Raw genomic sequence first — 404 nt, forward strand, 5'->3', positions numbered from 1 at the left:
GTCGGACCGGCTGGCTGCTGTATGGCCGTGAACTGAATAAACAGCAGCTTACCGACTATCAGCACCAGTTAGGCGCGGCGATGGTGATCGTCAGCGCCTGGCGCGTCGATGAGTATCAGGTGGTGCGACTGGCGGGCTCTCTGACGCCGCGCGCCACGAAGCTGGCGCATGACAACGGCCTCGACGTTGCGCCGCTCGGCAAAATTCCGCATCTGAAAACGCCAGGCCTGCTGGTAATGGACATGGACTCCACCGCGATTCAGATCGAGTGCATCGACGAGATCGCCAAACTGGCGGGCAGCGGCGAATTGGTGGCGGAAGTGACCGAACGCGCGATGCGCGGCGAGCTAGACTTCGCCGCCAGCCTGCGCCAGCGCGTAGCGACGCTGAAAGGCGCCGACGCC

At 63.9% G+C, this 404-nt stretch carries 1 protein-coding gene; it reads left to right on the forward strand.

Annotated elements, in window-relative coordinates; translation table 11 throughout:
• Positions 1 to 404: DUF5609 domain-containing protein (locus B3797_RS17130; RefSeq protein ID WP_311791695.1), on the forward strand; the 404-nt coding region annotated here is incomplete at both ends.

Source organism: Pantoea sp. UBA5923 (genome assembly GCF_002431095.1).
In the GTDB taxonomy this organism is placed as follows: domain Bacteria; phylum Pseudomonadota; class Gammaproteobacteria; order Enterobacterales; family Enterobacteriaceae; genus Pantoea; species Pantoea piersonii.